The sequence below is a fragment of the Streptomyces spirodelae genome, assembly GCF_017676385.1.
GTDB classification, from domain to species: Bacteria; Actinomycetota; Actinomycetes; order Streptomycetales; family Streptomycetaceae; genus Streptomyces; species Streptomyces spirodelae.
The window spans coordinates 49,237-67,847 of the sequence record NZ_JAFFZN010000031.1 but is presented as its reverse complement, the minus strand read 5'-3'; the positions used below and the strand labels follow the sequence as shown (position 1 = coordinate 67,847).

At 70.2% G+C, this 18,611-nt stretch carries 17 protein-coding genes; 3 read left to right on the top strand and 14 right to left on the bottom strand.

The window, feature by feature from the left end; all coding sequences use genetic code 11:
* The first annotated feature begins 28 nt into the window (after window positions 1-28).
* Window positions 29-832 (top strand): DUF2470 domain-containing protein, encoded by an 804-nt coding sequence (locus tag JW592_RS27385; RefSeq protein ID WP_209267918.1) that lies wholly within the window; start codon window positions 29-31, stop codon window positions 830-832.
* 103 nt (window positions 833-935) lie between these two features.
* Here JW592_RS27385 and JW592_RS27380 read toward each other — a convergent pair whose 3' ends face one another.
* From JW592_RS27380 to JW592_RS27365, 4 genes are all read right to left on the bottom strand, one after another.
* On the bottom strand, window positions 936-2,291 hold the full coding sequence (locus tag JW592_RS27380; RefSeq protein ID WP_209267917.1) for a replication-associated recombination protein A: 1,356 nt from the start codon (window positions 2,289-2,291) through the stop codon (window positions 936-938).
* A gap of 53 nt (window positions 2,292-2,344) precedes the next feature.
* Entirely contained in the window at window positions 2,345-2,971 is a 627-nt protein-coding gene (locus JW592_RS27375) for a vitamin K epoxide reductase family protein (RefSeq protein WP_372446585.1), read from the bottom strand.
* Between the two features lie 79 nt (window positions 2,972-3,050).
* A complete protein-coding gene (gene hisS / locus JW592_RS27370; protein ID WP_209267915.1) occupies window positions 3,051-4,313 on the bottom strand; it encodes a histidine--tRNA ligase in 1,263 nt (420 codons plus the stop codon).
* An 11-nt stretch (window positions 4,314-4,324) separates the two neighbouring features.
* Window positions 4,325-5,050: an MBL fold metallo-hydrolase gene (locus tag JW592_RS27365; protein WP_209267914.1), complete on the bottom strand. Its 726-nt coding sequence runs from the start codon at window positions 5,048-5,050 to the stop codon at window positions 4,325-4,327.
* A gap of 213 nt (window positions 5,051-5,263) precedes the next feature.
* On the opposite strand from JW592_RS27365, the gene JW592_RS27360 reads away from it, so the two are divergent.
* Both JW592_RS27360 and JW592_RS27355 read left to right on the top strand, forming a co-directional pair.
* Entirely contained in the window at window positions 5,264-6,079 is an 816-nt protein-coding gene (locus JW592_RS27360) for a peptidylprolyl isomerase (RefSeq protein ID WP_209267913.1), read from the top strand.
* Window positions 6,080-6,254: 175 nt separating this feature from the next.
* Window positions 6,255-7,484, top strand: coding sequence for a DUF349 domain-containing protein (locus JW592_RS27355; RefSeq protein ID WP_209267912.1), 1,230 nt, complete (start codon window positions 6,255-6,257; stop codon window positions 7,482-7,484).
* Window positions 7,485-7,574: 90 nt separating this feature from the next.
* Here JW592_RS27355 and JW592_RS27350 read toward each other — a convergent pair whose 3' ends face one another.
* The 10 genes from JW592_RS27350 to pdxT form a co-directional block, all read right to left on the bottom strand.
* Window positions 7,575-10,202, bottom strand: coding sequence for a RelA/SpoT family protein (locus JW592_RS27350; RefSeq protein ID WP_209267911.1), 2,628 nt, complete (start codon window positions 10,200-10,202; stop codon window positions 7,575-7,577).
* A 188-nt stretch (window positions 10,203-10,390) separates the two neighbouring features.
* Window positions 10,391-10,957, bottom strand: a complete 567-nt coding sequence (locus JW592_RS27345) for an adenine phosphoribosyltransferase (protein ID WP_209267946.1) — start codon at window positions 10,955-10,957, stop codon at window positions 10,391-10,393.
* 13 nt (window positions 10,958-10,970) lie between these two features.
* The gene (gene secF, locus JW592_RS27340) at window positions 10,971-12,146 is read right to left on the bottom strand and encodes a protein translocase subunit SecF (RefSeq protein WP_209267910.1); all 1,176 of its coding nucleotides are present in this window, start codon (window positions 12,144-12,146) and stop codon (window positions 10,971-10,973) included.
* A gap of 1 nt (window position 12,147) precedes the next feature.
* A complete protein-coding gene (gene secD, locus JW592_RS27335; RefSeq protein WP_209267909.1) occupies window positions 12,148-13,968 on the bottom strand; it encodes a protein translocase subunit SecD in 1,821 nt (606 codons plus the stop codon).
* A gap of 138 nt (window positions 13,969-14,106) precedes the next feature.
* The gene (yajC, locus tag JW592_RS27330; protein WP_209267908.1) at window positions 14,107-14,637 is read right to left on the bottom strand and encodes a preprotein translocase subunit YajC; all 531 of its coding nucleotides are present in this window, start codon (window positions 14,635-14,637) and stop codon (window positions 14,107-14,109) included.
* A 164-nt stretch (window positions 14,638-14,801) separates the two neighbouring features.
* Complete coding sequence (ruvB, locus tag JW592_RS27325) at window positions 14,802-15,860, bottom strand: Holliday junction branch migration DNA helicase RuvB (protein ID WP_209267907.1); 1,059 nt, start codon at window positions 15,858-15,860, stop codon at window positions 14,802-14,804.
* A 4-nt stretch (window positions 15,861-15,864) separates the two neighbouring features.
* The gene (ruvA, locus tag JW592_RS27320) at window positions 15,865-16,491 is read right to left on the bottom strand and encodes a Holliday junction branch migration protein RuvA (RefSeq protein ID WP_209267906.1); all 627 of its coding nucleotides are present in this window, start codon (window positions 16,489-16,491) and stop codon (window positions 15,865-15,867) included.
* Complete coding sequence (ruvC, locus tag JW592_RS27315; protein WP_209267945.1) at window positions 16,488-17,057, bottom strand: crossover junction endodeoxyribonuclease RuvC; 570 nt, start codon at window positions 17,055-17,057, stop codon at window positions 16,488-16,490. Before ruvC ends, ruvA begins: the two co-directional genes overlap by 4 nt.
* Before the next feature lie 104 nt (window positions 17,058-17,161).
* The gene (locus JW592_RS27310; RefSeq protein WP_209267905.1) at window positions 17,162-17,914 is read right to left on the bottom strand and encodes a YebC/PmpR family DNA-binding transcriptional regulator; all 753 of its coding nucleotides are present in this window, start codon (window positions 17,912-17,914) and stop codon (window positions 17,162-17,164) included.
* Window positions 17,915-17,973: 59 nt separating this feature from the next.
* Window positions 17,974-18,564, bottom strand: coding sequence for a pyridoxal 5'-phosphate synthase glutaminase subunit PdxT (gene pdxT, locus JW592_RS27305; protein ID WP_307805569.1), 591 nt, complete (start codon window positions 18,562-18,564; stop codon window positions 17,974-17,976).
* Between the last annotated feature and the right edge of the window lie 47 nt (window positions 18,565-18,611).

The following is an 18,611-nucleotide window of genomic DNA, read 5'->3' as shown; positions in this document are numbered from 1 at the left end:
TGAGCCTTACCTTAGCCGAGGAGCACGTATGTTTCGACCTGGGATTTCCCTGCCTGGCACCGACGCCGAGGAGGAACAGCCGCGTCCCGTGGAAGACGACCGGCGGCCAACCGCCGCCGAACGTGTACGAACCCTCGCGCAATCCAGCGTATCCGCCCTGCTGACCATTCCCGGGGCCGAGCCCGACCTGCGGGAACCGGGCTCAGGCGTACCCGAGGCCCGCACCGTGACCCCCGACGGAGACGTCCTGTTGCTGGTCCCCGCGGACTCGCTGGAAGCACGCGTGAGTTCCTACGCGCACGACGACGACCTCGCCGCGGTGATGGAGATCACGGATGTGGCGCCGGTCTCCGTACCGCACCGGGTGCGGGGCCGCGCCTGGGTCGCCGGCTGGCTCACCCCCGTACGCGGTGACGACCGCGCCGCCTGCGCCCGGCTGCTCGCCGAAGCCGCCCCCTCGGCGCCCGTCGCCGGAACCTCCCGGCGGATGCTGCGGCTGGAGGTCGGCGAGGCCCACGTCGACGACCTGTGGGGCGAGGAGCCCGTGGAACCCGACGCCTTCGCCGCCGCCCTTCCTGACCCGCTCGCCGCCCATGAGGCGGAGCTGCTGCAGCACCTGGCCGCCGCGCATCAGGAGCAGGTGCGCGGGCTGTGTGCCTGCCAGGGCTGGGAGCGAGCCGTCCCACTGGCGCTCGACCGCTTCGGGCTCCGCGTGCGGGGATGGAGCGGTACGGGACCGTGCATGGACGTCCGCTTCGACTTCGCGGAGCCCGTCAGCACGGTCCCGGAACTGCGGCGTGCGATGCACACCTTGTTCGCCGCGGGCGGTTAGGGAGGAATGCGCCCCGCAAGGGGCGCGGGGAACTGCGCGAGCAACCACACCGCACCCGCAGTCCGCAACGGGCAGCAAGGGGCGCCCCCTCACCGGATCAAGATCAGTCCGCCTCGCCGCGCAGGCGGGACCGCACACGGTCGGCGATGTCCGCATACCGCGCCTCGGCCCCATAACGGGTGGGCTCGTAATAGCGGCGCCCGTGCACCGCATCCGGCGCGTACTGCTGGGCGGCGATCCCCCCGGGAAGGTCGTGCGGGTACTGATACCCCTGCCCGTGCCCCAGCTTCTGCGACCCCTTGTAGTGGCTGTCCCGCAGGTGCGGCGGTACGGGCCCGGCGAGCCCGGCCCGTACGTCCGCCAGCGCCGCGTCGATGGCGAGATACGCCGCGTTCGACTTGGGCGCCAGCGCGAGCGCCACCGTGGCCTGGCCGAGGGTGATCCGCGCTTCGGGAAAGCCGATCATCGCGACGGCCTGCGCTGCGGCCACGGCGGTCTGCAGCGCGGTCGGATCGGCGAGCCCGATGTCCTCGCTGGCGGAGATCATCAGGCGCCGCGCGATGAATCTCGGGTCCTCGCCGGCCTCGATCATCCGCGCCAGGTAGTGAAGCGCGGCGTCCACATCCGAGCCCCGGATGGACTTGATCAGCGCGCTGGCCACGTCGTAGTGCTGGTCTCCGGCGCGGTCGTATTTCACGGCCGCGCGGTCGACGGCCTCCTCGACGGTGGCCAGCGAGATGGCACTCTCGCCCTTGGCGAGCGCTGCCCCGGCGCCCGCCTCCAGCGCCGTCAGCGCGCGCCGCGCGTCGCCGCCCGCGATCCGCAGCAGATGGTCCTCGGAGTCCTCGGGCAGCGTCACCTCTGCGGCGAGGCCGCGCTCGTCGGCCACCGCGCGGCGCAGCAGACCGCGGAGGTCGTCGTCGGTCAACGGCTCCAGCGTCAGCAGCAGGGAGCGGGAGAGCAGCGGCGAGATCACCGAGAAGTACGGGTTCTCGGTGGTGGCCGCGATCAGCGTGACCCAGCGGTTCTCCACGGCGGGCAGCAGGGAGTCCTGCTGGGCCTTGCTGAAGCGGTGGATCTCGTCGAGGAAGAGGACGGTGTCCTTGCCGTAGGCGCCGGAGGCGCGGCGGGCGCCGTCGATGACGCTGCGCACCTCCTTGACCCCGGCGGTGATGGCCGACAGTTCGACGAACCGCTTGTCGGTGGCCTGGCTGACGACGTACGCGAGGGTCGTCTTGCCGGTGCCTGGCGGTCCCCACAGCATCACCGAGGACGTTCCGGCCGGACCGCCGCCGCCCTCCCCCACCAGACGGCGCAGCGGCGAGCCGGGGCGCAGCAGATGCTGCTGCCCCACCACCTCGTCCAGAGTGCGCGGCCGCATCCGGACGGCCAGCGGGCTGGCGGACGGGTCCTTGGCCTGGCGGTCCTCTGCTGCTGCGGTGAAAAGATCGGGCTCCACACCGGAAACCCTAAGTCAGGGCTCCGACAACCGCGCCGCCCGCGGCCCGCGACTCAGCTGGTCCAGAAGTCCCACCAGCGGGTCAGGATCAGAATGCCGATCACCCCGATGTGCAGTACCGGGATCACCCACGGGAACTCGTCGGCGAAGCCGCGTACGGCGGCAGGGGCGGGCAGGAAGCGGTTGCGGACGTTGTGCGCTGTGATGTACCAGAACATGATGATCGTCGCGACCCAGGCCAGCGAGCACCACAGGCACAGGTTCCCGATGGTGTACAGCGACTCGTACTGGAGCCAGGTCACGAAGCCGACGCCGAACAGACAGCCCGCGTTGAAGGTGAGCCAGTACCAGCGCGGGAAGGTCGCGCGGGTGAGCAGGGTCACCCCGACACAGATCACGATGCCGTAAGCCACCAGCCCGATCATCGGGTTGGGCACGCCGAAGGCCGCAGCCTGGTCGCTCTGCATGATGTTGCCGCAGGAGACGACGGGGTTGATGCTGCACGCAGGCTTGAAGTTCTTGTCCTCCAGGAGCTTGAACTTGTCCAGCGTGATGACCCAGGCCGCGAGCAGTCCGGCGGCGCCGGTGACGATGAGCATCCAGGCGAAGCCCCTGCTCGCGCCGACGGCACCCCCCTTCGGTCCGTCCACGCCCGTGTGCGCCTCGTCGAGGGGTGCCATCGTCGTCATAGCCCTTTACGTCCCGTCATCTGGTCCATGGCCGGTACCGGGGCACATTCTGCCCCAACCGGCCGCGCGGTCACCGCAGCTTGGCCCGCACTTCGGCCACCACACGATCGAGTGCGAGGGCCGTCTGCTCGCCGCTGGCGAGGTCCTTGAGCTGGGCCACACCCTCGGCCAGATCCCGCTCCCCGAGCAGCAGCGCGAACCGGGCGCCTGAACGGTTGGCCGACTTCATGGCGTTCTTCATGCCCTTGCCGCCGTACGCCATGTCCGCCGCCACGCCTTCCCGGCGCAACTCGGTGACCAGGCGGAACAGCCGCCGACGCGCCTCGTCACCGATCGGTACGGCGAACAGCTCGGTGGGCGGCGCCAGTTCGAGCCCGACCCCCTCGGCCTCCAGCGCCAGCACCGTGCGGTCCACGCCCAGCGCCCAGCCGACGGACGGCAGTGCGGGACCGCCGATCATCTCGGAGAGGCCGTCGTACCGGCCGCCGCCGCCGATGGCCGACTGCGAGCCGAGGCCGTCGTGGACGAACTCGAAAGTGGTACGCGTGTAGTAGTCCAGGCCGCGCACCAGCCGCGGGTCGTCCTCGAAGGGCACGTCCGCCTCGGTGAGCAGCGCGCGCACCTCCTCGTGGAAGGCTTTGCACTCCTCGCACAGGTGGTCGCGCATCATCGGAGCGCCGGCCAACTGCCGCTGGACGCTCTCGCGTTTGTCGTCCAGGACGCGCAGCGGGTTGATCTCGATCCTGGCCCGGGTGTCCTCGTCCAGGTCGAGCCCGCGCAGGAAGTCCTGGAGCGCGGCCCGGTAGACGGGGCGGCAGGTGCGGTCGCCCAGCGAGTTGAGCAGCAGCCGGAAGCCGGTCAGCCCCAGCGTGCGGTAGGCGTCGTACGCCAGGATGATCAGCTCGGCGTCCAGCGTCGGGTCCTCGGTGCCCAGCGCCTCGGCGCCCACCTGCGAGAAGTGCCGGTAGCGGCCCTTCTGGGGGCGCTCGTAGCGGTAGTACGAACCCGAATACCACAGCTTCACCGGGAGGTTGCCCGCCTTGTGGAGGTTGGCCTCCAGTGCGGCGCGCAGCACCGAGGCGGTGCCCTCGGGGCGCAGGGCCAGCTCGTCGCCGCCCTTGGTGGTGAGGGTGTACATCTCCTTGGTCACGATGTCGGTGGACTCACCGACACCGCGCGCGAACAGCTCGACGCTCTCGAACCCGGGGGTCTCAACATAGCCGTAGCCGGACCTGCGCAGCGGCGCTGCGATCGCCTCGCGCACGGCGAGATACGTCGCGGAGTCGGGCGGCAGCAGATCGTAGGTGCCCTTGGGGGCCTTGAAGGTGCTCACGTGGCTTCTCGTCACATTCCTCGTCGCGGGGTGGCGGCAGCGTCCGTGCCCCCGCCTCCCGGGCCGTGCTCCGCCACCTGTCGCAGAAAGGGATTGGTGGCACGCTCGCGGCCGATGGTCGTCTGGTGCATGTGCCCGGGCAGGACCACGGTCTCGTCCTCCAGCGGAAGGCACACACGCGCCAGGGACCGGAGGATCTCGTCCGGGTCGCCGCCGGGCAGATCAGTGCGTCCGATGGAGCCGGGGAACAGCAGGTCGCCGGAGAACAGCACGGGTGGCACGTCCGCCTGTTCGGGCATCCTGAAGGTCACCGACCCCTTGGTATGGCCCGGCGCGTGCGCGACGGTCAGCTCCAGCCCCGCCAGGTTCAGCACGGCGCCGTCGGAGAGCTCTTGGACGTCGTCCGGCTCGCCCACCGTCAGCTCGCCCATCAGCTGCTGCCCGATGGTCATTCCCAGCGCCTTCTCCGGGTCGCTCATCATGTAGCGGTCGTCCGGGTGGATCCAGGCGGGCACGTCGTGCGAGCCGCAGACCGGGACGACGGAGGCGACGTGATCGAGGTGCCCGTGGGTGAGGACCACCGCGACCGGCTTCAGCCGGTGCTTGGCGACGACCTCCTCGACACCCTGCGCGGCCTGGTGGCCCGGATCGATGATCACGCACTCCTCGCCGGCGGCGGGGGCGACCAGATAACAGTTGGTCCCCCAGGCCCCGGCGGGGAACCCGGCAACGAGCACGATCGTCCTTCATTCGTCCGACAGCGGGGGCGGCGACACGGCCGAGCAGGCCCGTCGCCGGTCAGGCAGCTGCCAGCCTACCGGCGCAGGTCCGCGCGCGGCGAACCCGTAACGGGCGGGGCGAGCCCGTGAGGGTCGCGTATACGGTACGTGAGGCCCGCAGGTGCGACGCCTTGAAGACGCCTCGCCAGACGCCTCGAAGGAGACGAGACCGTGGTCAGCAGTGAGCAGCGCAGAAAGCAGCTCGCCCGGCAGAAGTACGAGCGGCAGCTCAAGCGGCGGGAAGCGGCCCGCCGCAAGGCCCGCATACGCAATATCTCCATCGCCCTCGGCCTGGTGATCGTCCTGGCCGCCGGAGGGGCCTACGCCGCCTCCGGCGGGCTCAACGGCGACAAGAAGGACGACGCCGAAGGCCCGGCCGAGCAGCCCTCGGCCCCTCCCACCAGCAAGGCCCCGGACCCCTGCGACAAGCCCGCCAAGGGCAGGCCGACGGCCAAGAAGTGGAAGAAGGAGCCGGCCATGAAGGTGGACAAGTCGGCCTCCTACACCATGGAGCTGAGCACCACGTGCGGCGAGATCGACATCGCCATGGACCCCGCCAAGGCGCCGCACACGGTCAACTCCTTCGACTTCCTGGCGGGCGAGAAGTTCCTCGACCACACGCCCTGCCACCGGATGACCGGCCCGCCCCAGCAGCTCTACGTGCTGCAGTGCGGCGACCCGACCGGCACCGGAAGCGGCGGTCCCGGCTACGAACTGCCCGACGAGAACCTCAAGGGCGCCGAGTACCCGGCCGGGACCGTGGCGATGGCCAACAGCGGCCCCGACACCGGCGGCAGCCAGTTCTTCCTCGTCTACAAGGACAGTGAGCTCCCTCCCAAGTACACGCCGTTCGGCAAGGTCTCGGCGTCGGGTATGAAGGTGCTGAAGAAGATCGCCAAGGCCGGGCTGACCCCGATGCAGGCCCAGGGCGACGGGCGGCCCAACGCCACCGTGGTGATCGACAAGGCTACGGTCCGTAAGTCCTGACCGTGCCCGGCCGTCGCCGCGCGCGGTACCGTTCGCCGAACCGCTCCCGACCGGCAATTCGCCGCTCGCCGGATGCGGACAGCGCGGGCGCCGGTCGCCTATGTTGGCTGTGACGAGATACGTGGACGATGCCGGGGGGCCGCAGCCCTCCCAGGCATCTTGTGGAGGAGGCGCTGTGAGCAGCGACCCGTGGGGCCGCGTCGACGACGCGGGGACTGTGTACGTGCGTACGGCGGACGGCGAGAAGGTCGCCGGCTCGTGGCAGGCCGGCTCGCCTGACGAAGCCCTCGCCTACTTCAAGCGCAAGTACGACGGTCTGGTCGTGGAGATCGACCTGCTTGAGCGCCGGGTGAAGACCACCGACCTGTCGGCCAAGGACGCCACAGCGGCGATCGACCACCTGCGCGAGCAGATCGACGCGCACACCGCGGTGGGCGACCTGGACGCGCTGCGCGGCCGGCTCGACGGCCTCACCGAGGTCGTCGAGAAGCGCCGTGAGGAGCGCAGGGTCCGCAAGGCCCAGCAGGCCGAGGAGGCCCGCCGCGCCAAGGAGGAGCTGGTCGCCGAGGCCGAGGAGCTGGCCCAGAGCGAACAGTGGCGGGCCGCGGGCGAGCGGCTGCGGGCCCTGGTCGACACCTGGAAGGGCCTGCCGAGGCTGGACCGCAAGAGCGACGACGAGCTGTGGCACCGCTTCTCGCACGCCCGCTCCGCGTTCTCCAAGCGCCGCAAGGCCCACTTCGCGCAGTTGGACGCACAGCGCGAAGAGGCACGGCAGCGCAAGGAGAAGCTGGTCGCGGAGGCCGAGGCGCTCTCCGACTCGCGGGACTGGGGCCCCACAGCTGCCAAGTACCGCGAGCTGATGCAGGAGTGGAAGGCCGCGGGCCGGGCGCAGCGCGAGCACGAGGACGACCTGTGGGCCCGGTTCCGGGGCGCCCAGGACGTCTTCTTCCAGGCCCGCAGCGAGGTCTTCGCCGAGCGTGACAGCGAACAGCGGGAGAACCTCGCCCGCAAGGAGGAGCTGGCCGCCGAGGCGGAGAAGCTGCTGCCGATCACCGATCTGAAGACCGCACGGAGCGCTTTCCGCGCGATCAACGAGCGCTGGGACGCCATCGGCCATGTGCCGCGTGACGCCCGGCCGAAGATCGAGGGCCGGATGCACGCCGTCGAGCGGGCCATCCAGGAGGCCGAGGAGGCCGAGTGGCGCCGGACCAACCCCGAGGCGCGGGCCCGCGCCACCGGGCTGGCCGGTCAGCTCCAGGACGCGGTCGACAAGCTGAAGGCCCAGATCGAGCAGGCCCGCTCGGCCGGAAATGAGGCCAAGGCCGCCAAGCTCGAGCAGGAGCTGGCCGGGCGCCAAGCCCTCTTGGACCAGGCCCTCAAGGGCCTCCAGGAGTTCCAGGGCTGACGGTGCACCCCGTTGTGGGCGCGGGGAACGGCTCCCCTGGGGGCACAGTTCCCCGCGCCCCTTCGGGGCGCGGTCGGGACGCCCCTTCCCTCAGGAGGGGCGCCGCGCCGAGGTGACGCGGTAGACGTCGTACACACCCTCCACGCCACGTACTGCCTTCAGTACGTGGCCGAGGTGCTTGGGGTCGCCCATCTCGAAGGTGAAGCGGGAGATGGCGACCCGGTCGCGGGAGGTCTGCACGGCGGCCGAGAGGATGTTGACATGCTGGTCGGACAGGACCCGGGTGACGTCCGACAGCAGGCGGGAGCGGTCCAGGGCCTCGACCTGGATGGCGACCAGGAAGACGGAGGACTGGGTGGGCGCCCACTCGACCTCCAGAATCCGCTCGGGCTCCCGGGTGAGGGAGTCCACGTTGACGCAGTCGGCGCGGTGCACCGAGACGCCGTTGCCGCGGGTGACGAACCCGATGATCGGGTCGCCAGGCACCGGCGTACAGCAGCGGGCGAGCTTGACCCACACGTCCGAGCCCGCGCCCTTGACGACGACCCCGGGGTCCGCGCTGGAGCGGCGCCGCGTGCTGCGGGCCGGCATGGGCGGCGCGGTCTCGGCGATGTCCTCCTTGGCCTCGTCCTCACCGCCGAGCGCCTGCACCAGCTTCTGGCAGACGTTCTGCGCGGAGACATGGCCCTCGCCGATCGCCGCGTAGAGCGCGGAGATGTCGGGGTAGCGCATCTCGTGGGCGAGGGTGACCAGCGAGTCCCCGGTGAGGATGCGCTGAATGGGCAGGTTCTGCTTGCGCATGGCCCGCGCTATGGCGTCCTTGCCCTGCTCGATGGCCTCGTCGCGGCGCTCCTTGGTGAACCAGGCGCGGATCTTGTTGCGGGCGCGGGGTGACTTGACGAAGCCCAGCCAGTCCCTGGAAGGTCCGGCGCCGGACGCCTTGGAGGTGAAGACCTCGACGGTGTCGCCGTTGTCGAGGGTTGACTCCAGCGGCACCAGGCGGCCGTTGACCCGCGCCCCGATGGTGCGGTGCCCGACCTCGGTGTGGACGGCGTAGGCGAAGTCGACGGGGGTGGCGCCCGCCGGGAGCGCTATGACGTCGCCCTTGGGGGTGAAGACGAAGACCTCGTTGCGGGAGAGGTCGAAGCGCAGGGACTCCAGGAACTCTCCGGGGTCCTCGGTCTCCTTCTGCCAGTCGAGCAGCTGCCGCAGCCACGACATGTCGTTGATCGTTTCGTCGCCGGCCCCGCCCTTGCCCGCGCTCTTGGGCACGTCGGTGCGCACCTTGGAGGCGCCGGCGACGGCCTGCTGCTTGTACTTCCAGTGCGCCGCGATGCCGTACTCGGCGCGGCGGTGCATGTCGAAGGTGCGGATCTGCAGCTCGACCGGCTTGCCGCCGGGTCCGATGACCGTCGTGTGCAGCGACTGGTACATGTTGAACTTGGGCATCGCGATGTAGTCCTTGAACCGCCCGGGAACCGGGTTCCAACGGGCGTGGACGGTGCCCAGCGCCGCGTAGCAGTCGCGGACGGTGTCCACCAGGACGCGGATACCCACCAGGTCGTAGATCTCCGCGAAGTCCCGGCCGCGGACGATCATCTTCTGGTAGACGCTGTAGTAGTGCTTGGGCCGCCCGGTGACGGTGGCCTTGATGCGGGCAGCGCGCAGATCGGCCTGGACCTCGTCGGTGACCAGGGCCAGGTACTCGTCCCGCTTGGGTGCCCGCTCGGCGACCAGCCGCACGATCTCGTCGTACATCTTGGGGTAGAGGATCGCGAAGGCGAGGTCCTCCAGCTCCCATTTGATGGTGTTCATGCCCAGCCGGTGGGCCAGCGGTGCGAAGATCTCCAGCGTCTCGCGGGCCTTCTGCTCCTGCTTGGACCGCTTCAGGTAGCGCATCGTGCGCATGTTGTGCAGCCGGTCGGCGAGCTTGATGACCAGGACACGGGGGTCCTTGGCCATGGCGACGACCATCTTGCGCACCGTCTCGGCCTGCGCGGCCTCGCCGAACTTGACCTTGTCCAGCTTGGTGACGCCGTCGACGAGGAGGGCGACCTGGTCGCCGAAGTCGCGGCGCAGGGTGTCGAGGCCGTACTCCGTGTCCTCGACGGTGTCGTGCAGCAGCCCCGCCATCAGCGTCGCCGGGTCCATGCCGAGCTCGGCGAGGATGGTGGTGACGGCGAGTGGATGGGTGATGTACGGGTCGCCGCTCTTGCGCTTCTGGCCGCGGTGCCAGCGCTCGGCGACCTGGTAGGCGCGCTCGATCTGGCGGAGCGTGGAGGACTCGATCTTGGGGTCGTTGCTGCGGACTATCCGCAGCAACGGCTCCAGAACGGGGTTGAACGGGCTGGAGCGCTGCACCCCGAGGCGTGCCAGGCGGGCGCGTACGCGGTTGGAGGAGCCGGAGCGGCCCGATACCCCGGAGACGGCCCGGGCGGGCGCCACACGGTCGCGTGCGCCGTTCTCGGTGCCCTTTCCGCTCCTGTCGGAGCTCTTGCCGCCACGGCCCGGAGAGCTGTGCGTGGTGCCAGGTTGCTTGCCGCCCGTCTGCCCGCCCGTCTGCGCTGAGCCGTCGGCGGTACGGGAACCGACGGTGCCCTCGCCCTTGGAGGGCAGCCCGCCGTCGGCCGCGGCGCCGGACCGGCGCCGGGCCGCCTCGCCGGCGGCCTCCGCTTCCTGGCGCTGAGCGGCGGTGAGCTGCTGGGCCTCTTCTGGCAAGAGCACTCCTCGGTGGACCCCAGGTCGGACTGCCATGGTAGCCACCCGCGCGGCCCCGGGCCCGCTCGCACTGGAGCGGGGACGCCGGAGGCGGCCACCCCTCGTTGTGTGAACGTATCGGGTGGCCGCCTTATGCCGCCGGGGCCGGTGCCGTGCGAGCCGCGGACCGCAGCCCGGCGGCGGCTGCCTCAGACGGTGACCAGGGCGTCGAGCGGGGCGCCCGCCAGGGCACGCTCCACCCGCTCCCGCCCCTCGAGGAAGCCGAGTTCCAGCAGTATCGCCACGCCCGCGACCTCCGCACCGGTGCGCCGGATCAGCTGGACGGACGCCTCGGCGGTGCCGCCGGTGGCCAGGACGTCGTCGATCACCAGCACCCGGTCGCCCTCGGCCAGACCTGCGGAGTGCACCTCGATCCGGGCGCTGCCGTACTCCAGGTCGTAGCCCTGGGAGAGGGTGGCGCCGGGGAGCTTGCCCGACTTGCGTACGGGCACGAAGCCGACACCCGCCCGCACGGCGGCGGGGGCGCCGAGGATGAACCCGCGCGCCTCCAGACCGACGATCTTCGTGGCCCCGTGCCGCTGCGCGAGCCCGGCGAGCACGTCCGTGAGGACGGAGAACGCCTTGGCGTCGGCGAGCAGCGGAGTGATGTCCTTGAACATCACCCCGGGCTTGGGGTAGTCGGGCACGTCGTGGATCAGGCCGGTCAGCAGGGACCGCACATCGGCGGGGACCAGCGGCGCCGCTGAGGACTCCATCGCGCTCACCGGCTCACCTGCGCTTTCCGGACGGCCTGCCGCGGCCCCGGCCCCGGGAGGGCGGCTGGCGACGCTGTCCTCCGACTCCGGCGCCCGCGGCCGCCGGGCCGCCGTCACGGCCGTTGTCCACCGCCACGGCGGGGCGTACGCCGCCGTCGTCGGCAGGCGGCTCGTCGTTCGGTTCCGCGCTCTCGTCGTCCGCCTCGTGCGCCTCGCGCTGGGCGGCCTTCAGACGCTTGGTGCGCACCCGCTTGGCGAGCGCCTTCATCTCGGGCTGGCGCTCCTTGAGGTCGGCGACCAGCGGGGTGGCGATGAAGATCGAGGAGTACGCGCCGGCAGCGAGGCCGACGAACAGGGACAGCGCGATGTCGTTGAGCATGCCGCCGCCGAGCATCCCGCCACCGATGAACAGCAGGCCCGCTACCGGGAGCAGCGCGACGACGGTGGTGTTGATCGAGCGCACCAGCGTGGCGTTGATGCTGCGGTTGGCGATCTCGCTGTAGGTGTACTTGGTCTGCTTGGTGACGTTCTTGCTGCCCTCTCTCAGGCCGTCGAAGACGACGACCGTGTCGTAGAGCGAGTAGCCGAGGATCGTCAGCAGTCCGATCACGGTGCCTGGTGTGACCTCGAAGCCCACGAGGGAGTAGACACCGACGGTGATGGTGATGTCGTGGATCAGCGCGACGAGCGCTGCCAGCGCCATGCGCCACTCGAAGGCGATGGCGAGATAGATCACCACCAGGATCATGAAGATCCCGAGCCCCTGCCACGCCTTGTTGGCGATCTGCTCACCCCAGCTGGGTCCGACCAGCTGCGCGTCGATCTTCTCCGGGTTCACATGCAGCTCTTCGGCCAGCTGCTCCTTGACCTTGGTGGAGGTCTCGGTGTCGACGCTGGCGATCTGCACCCGCATACCGCCGTCGCCCAGCTGCTGGACGATGGCCGTGTGCCCGGAGATCTTCTCCGCCGAGTGCGTGGTCTGCTCCACGGAGGAGCTGGTCTTGGGCGTGGTGAAGACGGCACCGCCCTCGAACTCGATGCCCATGTTGAGGCCGCGGACGACGACACCGACGATGGCCGTGATGGTGATCAGGATCGAGAGGCCGTACCAGAGCTTGCGGTGCCCGACGAAGTCGTAGCCGACCTCACCGCGGTACAGCCGGGCGCCGAGACTGCCGAGACGGGACACCTCAGACCTCCTTCGGGTCGGTGCTGACGGTGCGGCGACGGCGCCGCAGAGGTGGCCTGGCTCCGAGCCGCTTGGGGTCGAGACCGGACCAGGGGTGCCCATCGGCGAAGAACTTCCTGCGGGCGAGCAACGTCATGATCGGCTTGGTGAAGAAGAAGACCACGACGACGTCGAGCGCGGTGGTGAGGCCCAGGGTGAAGGCGAAGCCCTGCACCTTGCCGACCGAGACGATGAACAGCACCGCCGCGGCCAGGAACGAGACGAAGTCGGAGACGAGGATGGTGCGCCGGGCGCGCGGCCAGGCCCGCTCGACCGCCGGCCGCAGCGTACGGCCCTCGCGGACCTCGTCTCTGATGCGTTCGAAGTAGACGATGAACGAGTCGGCGGTGATGCCGATGGCGACGATGGCGCCACAGACCGCCGGCAGGTTGAGCGCGAAGCCGATCGCCGGACCCAGCAAGGTCATGATCATGTATGTCATGGCCGCGGACACGATCAGGCTCACGATGGCGATCAGCGCGAGGCCGCGGTAGTAGGCCACGAGGTAGACGACGACCAGGGCGAGACCGATGGCGCCCGCGATGAGCCCCGCGCGCAGCTGGTCGCTGCCCAGCGCGGCGGTGACGGTGGTGACGTCCGACTCCTCGAAGGAGAGCGGCAGCGCACCGTAGGAGAGGATGTTGCCCAGCTCCTCGGCGGACTCCTGGGTGAAGCTGCCGGAGATCTCCGCGTTGTTGGTCAGCTTCTGGTTGACGGTCGGCGCCGACTGCACCTGGCCGTCCAGCACGATGGCGAACTGGTTCTGCGGCTGGGGATTCTTCATCAGCTTGCCGGTGATGTCACCGAACTGGTCGGAGCCCTTGTCGTTGAACGACATCTGGACGATCCACTGACCGCGCTGCTGGTCGAAGACCGCCTTGGCCTTGCTGACGTTCTTGCCCCGCACGGAGACCGGGCCGAGCGCGTACTTGACCGGGTCGTTCGCGTCACAGGCGACGACCGGCTCGGAGCCCTTGGTGCTCGCGGCCTGCTCGCTGGCCTTGGCCCGGGCTTCCTTGGTGCTGCAGTCCAGCGCGCCCAGCTTCTTGGCGAGCGCCGCCGAGACCCCGGGGGCCTGCGGCTGCTGGGGCGGAGTCGTCGGCTTCGGGCTCTCCTTCTTGCCACCGGGCTCGCTGGGATCGGGGCTGGGGCTCTTGTCCGTCCTGGCCTTCAGCCCCTCGGTGACGGCGCGGCCCTGGCCGCCGGCCGAGGGGGAGGCCGAGGACGAGGCCGAAGGCGACGAGGAGGGGTTCGCCTTCTCGTTCTGCTTGCCCTTGTCCTGCTCCCCGCTCTTGTCCTGCTTGTCGGAGCCGGACTGCTCGGCCGAGCCGGACTTGGAGGGCTTGGGCTGCTGGGGCTTCTGGGCCTGTGCCAGAGTCAGCACCGGGCGGAAGGCGAGCTGCGCCGTGGTGCCCACCTGTTCGCGCGCCTGCTTGGAGTTGGTGCCCTTGGGGATGTTGACGATGATGTGCCGGTCACCCTGGGTCTGGACCTCGGCCTCCTGCACACCAAGACCGTTGACACGCCGCTCGATGATGCCGACGGCGGTGTTCATATTGGTCTTGTTGATCGCGTTGGGCTTGCCCGGCTGGTTCTTGGCCTCCAGTGTGATGCTGGTGCCGCCCGCCAGGTCGATGCCCAGCCGGGGCGTCATATCGGTCGTACCGGCCGAGGCGAACATCCCCACGACCAGCCCGGCGATGATCACCAGAATCAGCCCTAGGGCGCGCCATGGACTCCCCTTGGCGCCGGAGGCCCTGCGACCCCTCTTCGGTGCTGCCACCTTCTCGTCTCTCCCTGTCCAACCGCCCGTGCCGCCCCGCGAGTTCGGCCGGGCGCGGCACAGCGGCGCGCGAAGTGGTCTGTGGACGTGCTACACCGCCGGACCCGGTTCTGCTCCCCCAGCCCGGCGGCGCTGACCTTACTTGGAGTCGGCGTCCTCGTCCCGCTTGCCGTCCTTTGCCTGGACGGTGTCGGACTCCTCCGCTGCGGCCTTCGCCTCGTCGGACCCCGCGGCGGGCTCCTCGCCGTCCTTGTCCTCGGCAGCGTCGGAGGCGTCGGCGTCCTTCTTGGCCAGGTCGAGCTTCGCCTCGGAGGAAGTGTCCTCCTCCTGGGTCAGCGAGGAGGCGTCGTCGGGCACCACCGTGTCGACATCGAACTCTTCGCCCTCGGGGCCGTTCGTGATGCGGTCGAACTCCTCATCGGAGAGCACGGCGCCGATGGCGTTCTTGGCGAAGAGCGCGTGCGTGCCCGGCTCGATCTCCACAAGGACGCTGTCCTCGCGGATCTCCTTGACGACGGCGTACATGCCCCCGATGGTGCGGATGCCCGTGCCAGGCTGCATCTGGTCACGCATCTGCATGGCCTGACGCTGCTTCTTCTTGGCGGAGCGAGTCATCAGGAACATGGCCCCGATGATCACAATGAACGGGAGCAGAGCAATAGGATCCACGGCGGAAGATATTCCTTCGCATGGCCGCGTCTCAGCGGCCTGGGTATTCGGGGTGGGCAAGCCTCCGCAAAGGGAGGGCGTCGGCGGAGTCTAAGCGAGCCTTCGCCGATGGAACAACGTCAAGCATGGCACCGAGGTTCCCGGCCCGACGAGTCCCCGCGCCGTCACGCTCCGAACAGGCCAGGTTGTCCCGGCCCTCCGGCGGCCGGCCGCGAGGACTGCTGAGGTGGGGTGAGACCCATATGAGTCCAGGCGGCGGGTGTGGCCACGCGACCACGGGGAGTGCGGGCGAGCAGTCCCTCGCGCACGAGGAACGGCTCGGCCACTTCCTCCACTGTCTCACGCTCCTCGCCAACCGCGACGGCAAGCGTGGAGAGGCCCACAGGACCGCCGCCGAACAGCTTGAGCAGCGAGCCGAGCACCGCGCGGTCGAGCCGGTCGAGACCGCGCCCGTCCACCTCGTAGACCTCCAGCGCGGCCGCCGCCACCTCGCGGGTGATGACGCCGTCCGCCTTGACCTGTGCGTAGTCCCTCACCCTGCGCAACAGCCGGTTGGCGATACGCGGCGTGCCCCGGGAGCGCCCGGCGATCTCCACCGCGCCCTCCGCATCCGTGTGCACCTCCAGCAGCTCAGCTGACCGGCGTACGACCTGCTCCAGCTCCTCGGGCTCGTAGAACTCCATATGGGCCGTGAAGCCGAAGCGGTCCCGCAGGGGCGGCGGCAGCAGTCCGGCCCGGGTGGTGGCCCCCACCAGTGTGAAGGGCGGCAGCTCCAGCGGAATGGCCGTGGCGCCCGGCCCCTTGCCGACGATCACATCGACGCGGAAGTCCTCCATGGCCATGTAGAGCATCTCCTCGGCCGGGCGGGACATCCGGTGGATCTCGTCCAGGAAGAGCACCTCGCCCTCCTGGAGCGAGGAAAGGATCGCGGCGAGGTCGCCCGCGTGCTGGATGGCGGGGCCCGAGGTGATGCGGATGGGCGCGTTCATCTCCGCCGCGATGATCATCGACAGCGTCGTCTTGCCCAGCCCCGGAGCGCCGGACAGCAGCACGTGGTCGGCGGTGCCGCCGCGGGCCCGCGCGGCGCGCAGCACCAGGTCGAGCTGCTCGCGGACCTTGGGCTGGCCGATGAACTCCCCCAGCTGTTTGGGGCGCAGCGCGGCTTCGACGGCCTGCTCTTCGCTGTCGACCTCGGCGTCGACCAGCCGTTCCTCGGAGCTCATGGCCTCACCGCGCCCGGTTCAGCGACTGGAGGGCGGCCTTGAGCAGCGCGCCGACCTGGGGTTCACCGCCGTCCGCGACCACGGCCTCCGCCTGCGGGGCCACCGCCACGACGGCATCCTCCGCCTCCTTGGCGGCGTATCCCAGACCGACCAGGGCGGCGTTGAGCTGCTCCTGCCAGCCCGGCGCGGCGGCTGCCGCGGCCCCCCGCGACGCCGGGACCGTGCCGAGCGGCTTGCCCAGCCGGTCCTTGAGTTCCAGCAGCAACTTCTGCGCGCCCTTCTTGCCGATGCCGGGCACGGCGGTCAGCGCCTTCTCATCGCCGCCGGCGACGGCGCGCCGCAGCGCGTCGGGACTGTGCACCGCCAGCATCGCCTGGGCCAGCCGCGGCCCCACCCCGCTGGCGGTCTGCAGCAGTTCGAAGGTCTGCCGTTCGTCGTCGTCGGCGAAGCCGTAGAGGGTCAGCGAATCCTCGCGGACGACCAACGAGGTGGCGAGCCTTGCCGGTTCGCCCATGCGCAGCTGACCGAGCGTGCCGGGCGTGCACTGCACGGCCATACCCACCCCGCCGACCTCGATCACGGCGGAGTCGGGACCGAGCGCGGCGACGGAGCCCGAGACGGAGGCGATCATCGAACGGTGCCCTTCCTGCGGTGCTGCGAATGGTGCGCGCGGGACGCGGCGTCGGCCTGCCGTGCCGCGACGGCCTGTTGGAGCCGGTTCTGCGCCGGGCCGCGCCAGATGTGACAGACGGCGAGCGCCAGCGCGTCCGCTGCGTCGGCGGGCTTCGGCGTGGCGGACAGCCCCAGCAGGCGCGTCACCATCGCGCCCACCTGCGCCTTCTCGGCCCGCCCCGAACCGGTCACCGCGGCCTTGACCTCGCTGGGGGTGTGCAGTGCGACGGGGAGTCCACGCCGGGCCGCGCACAGCATGGCAACGGCGCTGGCCTGCGCGGTGCCCATGACGGTGCGGACGTTGTGCTGGCTGAACACCCGCTCCACCGCGACGGCTTCGGGCTGGTGCTCGTCCAGCCACTCCTCCAGCCCGCGCTCGATCAGCACCAGCCGCTCGGGGACGTCCGCCTCGGCGGGCGTACGGATCACTCCGACACCGGCCATGGTGAGCCGGCGCCCCGCGACCCCTTCGACCACGCCGATGCCGCAGCGGGTCAGCCCCGGGTCGACCCCCAGCACGCGCAATGCCATCCCTCTCTGCGGCCGTTTCCTGTGTTCCCGCCGAAGGCTACCGGCAACCTCTGACAGAGCCGGGCACCGCGCAAAGGGCCCTGCGCGCGCAGGAGGGGTTACGCGTCGACCTTGGCCATCACATCATCGGGTACATCGAAGTTGGCGAAAACGTTCTGCACGTCGTCGCTGTCGTCGAGCGCGTCGATCAGCTTGAAGATCTTGCGCGCGCCCTCCTCGTCCAGCTCCACCTGCATGCTGGGGACGAAGCTGGCCTCGGCCGAGTCGTAGTCGATCCCGGCGTCGACGAGTGCGGTACGCACGTCGACCAGATCGGTGGCCTCGCTGATCACCTCGAAGTTCTCGCCGAGATCGTTGACCTCTTCCACACCGGCCTCCAGCACGGCGGCGAGGATGTCGTCCTCGGTCCGGCCGTTCTTCGGGACGATGACGACGCCCTTGCGGTTGAACAGGTAGGAGACCGAGCCGGGATCGGCCATCGAGCCGCCGTTGCGGGTCATGGCGACCCGTACGTCTGAGGCGGCGCGGTTGCGGTTGTCGGTGAGGCACTCGATCAGCACGGCGACGCCGTTGGGGCCGTAGCCCTCGTACAGGATCGTCTCGTAGTCGGCGCCGCCGGCCTCCAGGCCGGCGCCGCGCTTGACCGCGCTGTCGATGTTCTTGTTGGGAACCGACTGCTTCTTCGCCTTCTGAATGGCGTCGTAGAGGGTCGGGTTGCCCTCCGGGTCGGCGCCGCCCATCCGGGCCGCGACCTCGATGTTCTTGATCAGCTTCGCGAAGAGCTTGCCGCGCTTGGCATCGATCACGGCCTTCTTGTGCTTGGTGGTAGCCCACTTAGAGTGGCCGGACACAGCCTCGCTCCTTCACAGTCCCAACTTCTTCTCGACGCGGAGATCCTACCGTCAGCAACTCACTGTGCTGACCGCACCATCTGTGTGAACAGCGCGTGCACCCGCTGGTCGCCGGTCAGCTCCGGGTGGAAGGCGGTGGCCAGCAGCTGCCCCTGGCGGACCGCCACCGGGTGGCCGTCGTAGGAGGCGAGCGTCTCGGCTGCTGCGCCGGTCGACTCGACCCAGGGGGCGCGGATGAAGACGCCCTCCACCGGGCCTCCGGGGACGGCGGGCATGTCGAGGGCCGCCTCGAACGACTCGTTCTGACGTCCGAACGCGTTACGGCGGACGATCATGTCGATGCCGCCGATGGTCTCCTGCCCGGAGCGGGGGTCGAGAATCTTGTCGGCGAGCATGATCATGCCGGCGCACGATCCGTAGGCCGGCATCCCCTCGGAAACCCTCTCGCGGAGCCGGTCCATCAGACCGAACGTGACGGCGAGCTTGCTGATCGTGGTCGATTCGCCGCCGGGGATGACGAGGCCGTCGACCGCGTCGAGTTCCTCGAGGCGCCTCACCTGTACGGGCTCAGCTCCCGAGGCGCTGAGAGCTGCGAGGTGTTCGCGGACGTCGCCCTGGAGGGCGAGCACGCCGATGGTGGGCACAGACACTGTGCGGTCCTTCGTTGTCGCGGTGCGCTACGCGGGGTGGTGGTGCG